The 8,717-nt window shown below is 57.6% G+C and carries 7 protein-coding genes and 4 pseudogenes; 3 read left to right on the top strand and 8 right to left on the bottom strand.

Annotated features, from left to right (window positions below; genetic code table 11):
• Positions 1-430, top strand: a 430-nt coding sequence (locus tag VSR82_RS39085; protein ID WP_498858830.1) for an IS3 family transposase, incomplete at its 5' end; no start/stop codon positions are given.
• 28 nt (positions 431-458) lie between these two features.
• On the opposite strand, the pseudogene VSR82_RS39080 reads toward VSR82_RS39085, so the two are convergent.
• From VSR82_RS39080 to VSR82_RS39045, 8 genes and pseudogenes are all read right to left on the bottom strand, one after another.
• A pseudogene (locus tag VSR82_RS39080) lies at positions 459-1,247 on the bottom strand (transposase); the annotation flags it as partial.
• 27 nt (positions 1,248-1,274) lie between these two features.
• Positions 1,275-1,778 carry an HpcH/HpaI aldolase/citrate lyase family protein gene (locus VSR82_RS39075; RefSeq protein ID WP_410853051.1) on the bottom strand — a complete coding sequence of 168 codons (504 nt, stop codon included), beginning with the start codon at positions 1,776-1,778 and terminating at the stop codon, positions 1,275-1,277.
• A gap of 62 nt (positions 1,779-1,840) precedes the next feature.
• The gene (locus tag VSR82_RS39070) at positions 1,841-2,935 is read right to left on the bottom strand and encodes a cysteine protease StiP domain-containing protein (RefSeq protein WP_498858829.1); all 1,095 of its coding nucleotides are present in this window, start codon (positions 2,933-2,935) and stop codon (positions 1,841-1,843) included.
• Complete coding sequence (locus VSR82_RS39065) at positions 2,928-3,686, bottom strand: HAD family hydrolase (protein WP_410853053.1); 759 nt, start codon at positions 3,684-3,686, stop codon at positions 2,928-2,930. The genes VSR82_RS39070 and VSR82_RS39065 overlap by 8 nt, the downstream gene beginning before the upstream one ends.
• Entirely contained in the window at positions 3,676-4,803 is a 1,128-nt protein-coding gene (locus VSR82_RS39060) for a phosphoribosyltransferase domain-containing protein (RefSeq protein WP_018436565.1), read from the bottom strand. Before VSR82_RS39060 ends, VSR82_RS39065 begins: the two co-directional genes overlap by 11 nt.
• A 124-nt stretch (positions 4,804-4,927) precedes the next feature.
• Positions 4,928-5,384: pseudogene (locus tag VSR82_RS39055) on the bottom strand (transposase); the annotation flags it as partial.
• Between the two features lie 306 nt (positions 5,385-5,690).
• Positions 5,691-6,022: pseudogene (locus tag VSR82_RS39050) on the bottom strand (transposase); the annotation flags it as partial.
• Between the two features lie 99 nt (positions 6,023-6,121).
• Positions 6,122-6,640, bottom strand: a pseudogene (locus VSR82_RS39045) (IS6 family transposase); the annotation flags it as partial.
• Positions 6,641-7,980: 1,340 nt separating this feature from the next.
• Between VSR82_RS39045 and VSR82_RS39040 the strand changes: the two are divergent.
• Both VSR82_RS39040 and VSR82_RS39035 read left to right on the top strand, forming a co-directional pair.
• Positions 7,981-8,313, top strand: coding sequence for a type 1 periplasmic-binding domain-containing protein (locus VSR82_RS39040; RefSeq protein WP_410853302.1), 333 nt, complete (start codon positions 7,981-7,983; stop codon positions 8,311-8,313).
• A gap of 208 nt (positions 8,314-8,521) precedes the next feature.
• Positions 8,522-8,717 (top strand): ABC transporter permease subunit (locus VSR82_RS39035; protein ID WP_498858828.1); only part of this gene is annotated, 196 nt, incomplete at its 3' end.

The raw sequence follows: 8,717 nt of genomic DNA, 5'->3' as shown, positions 1-8,717 counted from the left end.
TGTGATCGACTGCTTCGACGGTCTCGTAGTGAGCTGGTCAATCGGCACGCGCCCGGATGCCGAACTCGTCAATACCATGCTGGATTCGGCGATCGAGTCGGTTGCTGGCTGCGAGCAGCGGCCCGTGGTTCACTCCGATCGCGGTGCGCACTATCGCTGGCCAGGATGGCTCTCACGGATGCAGGATGCCAGGCTGATTCGTTCGATGTCGCGCAAAGGATGTTCGCCGGATAATGCAGCCTGCGAAGGTTTCTTCGGGCGCCTCAAGACGGAGTTATTCTATCCTCGTGACTGGCGGGCCACGAGCGTTGATCAATTCATCGAAGTCGTTGACTCGTACATCCGCTGGTACAACGCAAAGCGGATCAAGGTCTCGCTCGGCTTCCTGAGCCCGGTCGAATATCGGCAGAGTCTCGGAATTGCGGCATAAATCAGTCCAAGAATTCCGCCGCACCCCCGTGTCGGGTGTCGACGGCTACCTGGACGTTGTAGCCAACCACGCCCGTACCCTTGGCTTGCGAGATCATCGAGCGTGAGTCGGGGTCGGTCATCGAGATCTGCTTTTCCGGCAGATCGTTCAGAAGCTCTGCCGCGTGATCCAGCTCGCGCATCTGTTCGCGCATCTATTCGCGCAGCGTCTCGATCTTCTCCCGTAGCCGCTCAGTCTTCGCTTCTACCTCGGCTGGTTGAGTGCGATCGGCAGTCTCCAGCGCATCCAGATAACGCTGGATGCTTTGTTCGATCTGCTCCTGACGCCGCGCAATCTTGTTGGGCGTGAAGTTGTTGTCGCGGCTGTTGACCGCCTTGAACTTGCTGCTGTCGATGGCCACGACCGCTTGTGTGAACAGCTTCAGGTCACGGCATATCACGACGAAGCGACGGCATACGTTGCGAATACCATCACCATTGCTGCGCCTGAACTCGGCAATCGTCTTGAAGTCTGGCGCAAGCCGGCCGGTCAGCCACATCAGTTCGACATTGCGCTGGCACTCCCGCTCCAGACGTCGGCTCGACTGCACGCGATTGAGATAGCCGTAGATATAGATCTTGAGCAGCACTGTGGGGTGGTAAGACGGTCGACCAGTGATTGCAGGCGTGGCGCCTTCAAATCCCAGAGAAACCAGTTCGAGTTCTTCAACGAATGCGTCGATGATCCGGACGGGATTGTCTTCTGCAATAAAGTCATCGAGACATTCCGGCAGCAGCGTTGCCTGATTGCGGTCTGCACCTTCGACAAATCGCCCCATCTTCCCCTCTCGCGCCAACAGGTTGATTTAGTCTAGGCGATCAAGCACGTTTTTACACGGCCTCGGCCGGATTGTGTCGCAGACCAAGACAACCCATGAGGTTTTTCGCCAATCCGCAGCGTGATGATGCGCTGATTTGGGGTTCGCCTTCAGAGCTTGGCCAAGCTCCACCATTGGGCCAGGGTCGAACGCGTCGACTGTCTCCGGTGTGGGCATGAGGCACAGATCCAAGGTGCTCACCGCGTATTCCCAAGATTGGAGGGATTTCAGTGTCAACTTAGGGACGACGAACCTGTCGACGTGCTTCATCAGCGGCCAGTCACTCAGCACTGCTGCCATCGCAGCATCGTGCGGCCGGAGGAACAGCAGGAGACCATGTTCAGGGCGGCCGCCCCAAGCCTCAACATCCATGAGGAGCGCCCGCAGGTTCGCGAGCGCGCTTTCGACGTCGATCGCCGCCACCGCGTCTTCCAAGCACACCACAAGTGAGCACAATTCTGAGATCTTGGTGCCGAAAACCACGTCCAGCATGTCACCGCGGGTAGCCGGCATCTACAGAGTCGCCCCGAGGGCGAACGTAGAAATGTCGCCCCTCAGTTGGGACTCCGTGTGATTGTCGCGGCACGATACGGACCCAGGTCCGCGCCAGCTTCCTCTACGGTCACGCCCGCGCGGTCAGTGAGATGCACTAACAATTGCACGTCGCTGTCGTTGCTATCACGTACCAGAACGTGATCGGGCACACGACGCAGAACAGCTCTGGTTGCCTCAGCGATACCCGGCTTCACGCGATTCAAGTTGAAGGTGCCAAAACGCGTTGCCAGTGAGGACACCACGTGATCAGCGGACGCTTGGAGCTCCAATCGCTGTTCGTCGGTCCATGGAGTTGCGGGATAAACTTCGCCCAGCGCCCCACGTTCGGCCTCGATCTTATCGATGAACTCTCGGGTTACGTCATGCTTAGGCAGGTGGTCGTATGTCACGCAACCATGAAGCCCACCTTGAGTCGGCCAGATGGTGCGGGATACGAGGCCCGACACGGTTGCACCGAGGATGCCGGACGGAATTACCCAGTCCTCTGCAGAGCCAGCCAGCCAAGCGCGGCCGCAGGGGTCTGCTAGAACAACGAGGCGAGGCTCTGCTGGGAAGCGCTTGTCGTCGTCCAAGGTCCGCTTGAGCTCATCGGAGATTGCGCCTTTGCCGGTCCAACCATCCACGAAGGCGATCTTTTCGGCCCCATGCAGCTGGATGATGGCTTCCAGAGCCACCATGTCGATCCCGCGATCGCGAATGATGCTGACACCGTAGTGGTGAGTATCGCGGCCCATTTCGACGAGTGCCCGGCGCAGCAGGACACCGAGGGGCACGCCTGCGCGAACAAATGAAACCAGGGCGATGCTCGGCCCGGTGTAAGCGGCACTCAATGCCAATGCCAAGGCCTGAACATTGGAAGCCATACGAGCGCCGTTCCGCGCCAAGGCATGGGTGTAGAGACCCTTGTGCACGTCGGTAGGAGCCTGCTCGAAGCTTATCATCTCAGAGTAGTGCTTCCGGTTCGTCTGAATCAGAAGCTCCTTTTCCTCAACGGTAGTGGAGCTCATCTGCACGCGTTGCAAAAGGAAATGCACATCTTCAGGGGCGTAGCTGCCGCTGCCGACGGTGCTCAGGGTGGCGAGAGGATTACTCATTGATGAGCCCCTTCACTACTGTTGCCAGTTGACTGCGCGCCGGCGTTGACCACATGTGACAGAGGTCCATGAACCCCAGGTCGGAGATGCTGTCACCGAAGCCCAGGACCGGCCGCTCGCCGTGGACTTCACGATCGCGGCGCAACCATTCTTGAACGGCGAAGCGTTTTTCCAAACCCGCAGGCAGGAAGGCGAGGTTGTTTCCATTAACGTGGGTGTGCATGCATTCCAACATGCTTCGAGATTGAACTTCGGTCAGCAACTCGGTGAGCACCGAGTCGTTGGACTCGTTGTGTTTGGTCAGCACGTAGTGGCGCAGACCTTCCTCTTCAACTACCCAACTGCGCAGGGAGTAGCCCAGTTCTTTGCCGATTTGCAGGGTGGCCTCCCTCAGTGTCGACAGCCGGTCTTGAAAGGTCCGGAGCGACTCGGCCATCTGTGCGTGCCAGGGCTGGTCAAGCGATCCGTCAGGGCGGAGCATCACGCCTCCATGGGAGCAGATTGCACCTTCGGTGAAAGGAAGCTTGACGCGGTTGTAGGCCTCCACGCTACGTGCGGTAACCGGAACGACGTCGGCCGAGGCCAGCAGCCAGTTCAGGAAGAAGTTCTGGACCGGGTTCATATACCCGTTGGGCTGCCCATGCACGTCCAGGGTGGCGATGATTCGTGGGGTGGCGTCCGCCATCTTACTTGCGGTCTGGAACAGGGTGTCGTCGAGGTCCACGAATATCAGCGGACGATTACTGCTCATCGAAAATTATCTCCGCATTCAGGACATCAACCAGTTCTGCAGGGAGCGCTTGCGCCGGGGTTTCTGTGCAGATAAGAACTCGGTCGAATTCACCGGGCTTCACGTTGTAGAGGAAGTTCGGAATACCGAGGCCATAGTTGTCAGGAAACGACAGCGCGTGCTCGATGGCGTGGCCTATGGCTATAGGGGACCTGGTGGTTGCGCTGAAGTAGACGTCTGCCCCGGCTCGCTCCGCGCGCTCTGCCAGCAGGAAGGGACGCCAGACGAACTCACCGGTACCCACTACGACGACTTTCTCGCCGGGCTGGATTTGAATGTTCGGTGCGAGCGTGTCGTCCACGTGGCGAACGCCCAAGCGCCCCCAGTCATTGCGGGGCGAGAGAGGCCATCCGCCTATAGAAACGGCGCCGACACCTAGCATATCCGGCAGAGGCGCGGACTGATCTTCGTGGAACTGATACGAGCCGCTCAGCAAGGATACGGCGGTGGTCGACTCTCCGATGGCCTTACGCACAGCACCCCCAGACCAGTCCGTCAGGACACACGTGACCACTCGCTCGATCTTGTTCAGGCCGGCTTCGATTAGTGCGCGGTGCAGGTTGAGAAAGGTCTTGCCGGTCGAAGCCTCATCGTCCACCAAGATTAAAGATCGGGCCTGGAGCATCAAATCACGAACCTCGGGATCGACTGGCAGGTGGATTAAATGGGTGCTGGCATGACTGTGCTCTTCCTCGAATCGAGAAAAGAGGTCGGTACCCAAAGGATGACGGGTACTGGTGAGGTACACGCTGTCGGAACGCGTGGCACTGTAAGCACGGTGCACGCCGGCACCGAGGCCAACTGCGGCTTCGGCGACGCCTATTACCAGCACTGGGCCGGGCAGGTCCGCTGGGATCTCGCTGACGAGGCTCTCGAAACTGGCAGCCATGATCGATGGCCGCGTCGGCACGAGTCGCCCCAGAACTTTTGACACGAAGAGGAATGCCCGCTTTGGATTCCGGCGCTCTGCGAAACCGAACAGGGTAGCCGCGGGCAAGGCGGCGGCGTCGACTTTGACCTCGAGAAGTCCCCGCTTAAGTTGAGCGCGTAGGAACGTCGGTACTACATTGCTGTCCATGAACTGCTTCCTTGCGAAACGCTGATCAATGAGCCGATTGCCGATTGCCGATGGCTTGGCGGTGCGACTCGCGGCTTTTAAAAACAGGACGGTCGTCGACGGCTGATTCTAAGCATCCGTGCGGGTGTATTTCCGGGGCACGGCTCTTTTCGACATTCTTCGTCGACGGCGGTGTCGCGACGATCGTGGCATCCACTGGCGTGCCTTCTTTCATCCCCGCGCTCGCATAGCGCGATGCCCATCTCATCGAACAGCTTTCGCGTCAACTCATGCTGCGACCAACAGGCGCCGAAACTTCACAGCGTGGCGGTATTCGGTAGGTTCTCGCGCGCCAAGTCGATGCCCGGGAACGCGCGCATCGCGAAACTGTCGTTCAGCGCGTCTTCAAGGACTTCATCCGTCAGGCCGTACCACTGTTCAAGAAAGTAGATCCGCAGCATCCGCTCAAGTCCCATCGGCGGGCGGCCCCATTCGCCTTTCGGGTAGTACGGCCCGGTCGCCAACAGCAAGCGCTCCCACGGTACCACTTTCTCCATCTCTGCAAGGAAACGCTGACGCCTGATCACTCGCTTCTTGTCCAGACTTCCTACTTCTGCAAAACCGAGCTACCGCTTCATGATCGTGGGACCGTTTCGTGAGCCTCTTGCTACAACGTCTTCGTCCTCGTCACCGACGACCGCCTAGCCGATTGATCAGCCTTTCCCACGTTTGATGCGAGGTCGAGGACCTAACAGGCTGTCGAAAATCGCCTCGTTTTGACAACCGCGGCAATGTTTAAAGGGATTTCGTATGCAATTCGTCGCTGAGTTGCACATGGATCGTCCGGGGCACACCACAGGCGAGTGAGCCAGCCGGCGCGTTTTCGCCCGGTGGCCGCGTCCGGCGACTCATTGCGCTGCTCCTCGCGGCACGGCCATCAGTATTCGGGCCATTCCGGTCAGGTTGCTCGCCAGCATGGTCAGTCTGAAGTGCTGGTGACCCGCTTGATGCCTCGATAGTTGGTCTGCCGAATTCTGCCAATGGTCTTGCCCCAACCGGAGTACTCTTCGATGCGTTTAAGTCTCACCTGGCTGATGCCGTAACCGGCGTGCCGCGAAGCGCGCCCATCAATCGCGCTTCCGTCTTGATGAGCAACGTTGCGCGCCACATGGGGCGTCACGTTGCGCGTCCGGCAATCACGAACAGAGTCGCACATGTCGTAAGCCTTGTCGGTCCCAACACGATTTGGTCGCGAAAAGGACACAGTCATAGCAAAGCGCGATAGCATAGAATTGCTTATTTCGCCAGCGAGTAGAATTGCTCAGTAGCAGATCGTTGAATTGTTCGGGCATTTGTTCTGGCAGACCTTGATCGGCGTCTCGCGTTCGGCGGTGAGCGCTTGTAGCGCCGCCAGATTTGATCCGCTTTTATCAATCGTCACAGCCTACGGTTCACCGTTCAGGGTCATCGCCTTTTCGAAGTCTCTCCGGGCCGCAGCCTTGTCACGACGGGCTCGCCGAAGGAAAGCGTTCGTGTTGCCAGCCTTGTCCGCGGCGCGGTACAAATAATATTTCCACTCGCTCCTCACGCGAATGTACGTTTCGTCCATACCCCAACTCCTGCTGCCCGCCGGCTTGCAGCGCCGAAACGGCTTCTCTAGAACCGGCAACAGTTTGAGTGTCCAGCGATGCACAGTCGGATGGCGAACCGAAATTCCTCGTTCGCCATTCGTCTGTTGGAGGTAACGCAGACTCAGCGGATACGCAGCGTACCGGCGCACGCAGAGAAGGATTACGTCAAGCGGATAATGTAGGCGCTTGAGCACCTTCGCCACCGCGCGATTCAGGTTCTGCTTCATCGGTCAGATCATCCGTCTTCGGGGCCTCCACATGGCAGGTCCCTTATTGGGACGAAACCTTGGTCATTTCTTCTTTAGTCGGACGCCGATTCCCATGCACGTTCACCATGCTCCGCGACGGCCCCAACTACCAACCACTTTAACTGCTTGATCACTTCATTCTGATCATTCTGATGGCTCATCGATCGGATCGAACTTCATCACTGGATGACCTTCGTAGCCCTGAAAACACCCACCGAAACGGAGTCCACTCGGATCGTTGAAGGTGTGACCCGGCAATCCTAACGGCAGTTCATCTCTGATACAAGCATAACTTGCTTAAGCCGGCATAAGCAGAATTTATGCGGCAAGGAAAAGTGAGCTGCGCGGATATAAGCCGAATTTATTTCATATTCCTAATCGCGCAAAATAGAATAGGGCCCAGCCTCGGCCCACCGCAGTATTGTGCCGGTGCCGGGGGTACCTTGGTCCTTCTGAAGGAGGCTGACAGTTGGGCGCGTCGGGTAGATTGACAGGAAAGGCACTGCCGCAAGGGGGGGGGAGGCAACGTAGCGTCGAAAGGGTGTTGGCCGCTCCGAGCCCCGAAGCTGATCATTAGGCCATCAGGCTGTTGGTGCTATTTGAAAGCGCGGTTTTGTAGACAAGCCGGCGGTTGGCGTGACGAGGCGTAGACGGTCGATGCGCTGCTGCGCCCCCTCCTGCAATGGCTAATGCACATCGTTATTTCGGGATGGCGATTCATCAGCATTGGCGATCCACAAAAAAGCGGCCGTTGACAAAAGGGTGGCGATCTGATTGCCGCTTGACGCGCGCAACGACGGGTAGGCGACACCGCTCAACAATTGTCCAGGAGAGGTACCTGAACAACATAGCGTCACGTGAGATCGCTGCGCCATCAAACGCATCATCAAGCTGATGTTCGCTTCAGGAATTTTTGGATCTGATGCGTCATCTTGTCGGGCACATAGAGATCATGCACATGAGTCGGAAAAAGGGTAAGTATGCGACGCTTGCAATTCAAGAGTTCCAGTCGAATAGTGCTATTCCGGGGCCACGCAACAGAAATTTCTGGTTCTGTGTGATCGCTTTTGACGCTAGCCTTAGCGGGATGCGATGCGACTGCTGACGTGATCCGTGCGGCTCCGAGAAAATGTATTGATCCGTCAGTAACGCTTGGTCGAGAACACGATGAATGCTGTCAAATGTCGCGTCGACACTCGGCAAAAAAAAGAACGCGCGGACTTTTGGAATATTTGGATTTTGGCTGAAGCTTGCGTGCATATCGGGCAAAACGGATGGGAGCCCGTTATCAGTTGAGCAATACAAAGAGAGGGACATCCATGAATGGCATCAATCAGTCGTCCGCTTCGGTCGCGGCACTACCGTCCGGTGTCCGCGTGGCTGGACAGCCTAAATTCGCAACGGAGATAGTTGCTGAACCGCTGACAGGCGGGCAGTTTACCTTTGGAAAGAACGACGAAAGCGCTGTTCGAATCGCGGTTGAAGATGTGAACAGAGCATCAGCAGCGGCGAATCGTCGCTCGGTTGCGTTCGAAGTGCTATCGGAGGATGACGCAGTGGGTCGGGAACCGGGCGCGTACTCCGTTCAGAAACTCGTCTATTCGGGAGACACGACGGCGATCGGCCGCAGTATTTCTGGCGTGATTTCGTGACAGTGCACAAGCAGATGCAATTCTCGACCATGATCGGGAAGTCGCATTCGATCGGACAGGCGACTGGATCGACGCACATGTGACGGTCTGTGCGATTTGCGGCGATAGCCGCCATCGCACTCGATTATGTTTTGACAGGTAACGGACATCATCGCACTGTCCGTTACCCCGTATCAACCCGTAGGCGGTCAACTGGAGTAAGAGAGACATGGACATTCTGGTCCAACAAATCATGAATGGACTGGTGCTTGGCAGTGTCTACGCCATCATCGCACTGGGCTATACGATGGTTTACGGCATTCTGGGCATCATCAACTTCGCTCACGGCGACGTGTTGATGGTGGGCGCGATGGTTGCGCTCTCCGCCATAGGTGTGCTGCAGAACCACTTTCCCGGCCTCGGCA

Origin of the sequence: Burkholderia sp. JPY481, from assembly GCF_038900515.1 — a bacterium.
GTDB classification, from domain to species: domain Bacteria; phylum Pseudomonadota; class Gammaproteobacteria; order Burkholderiales; family Burkholderiaceae; genus Paraburkholderia; species Paraburkholderia youngii.
Note: the sequence above shows the minus strand (reverse complement) of the source record. Positions and strands in the feature narration are given on the sequence as shown.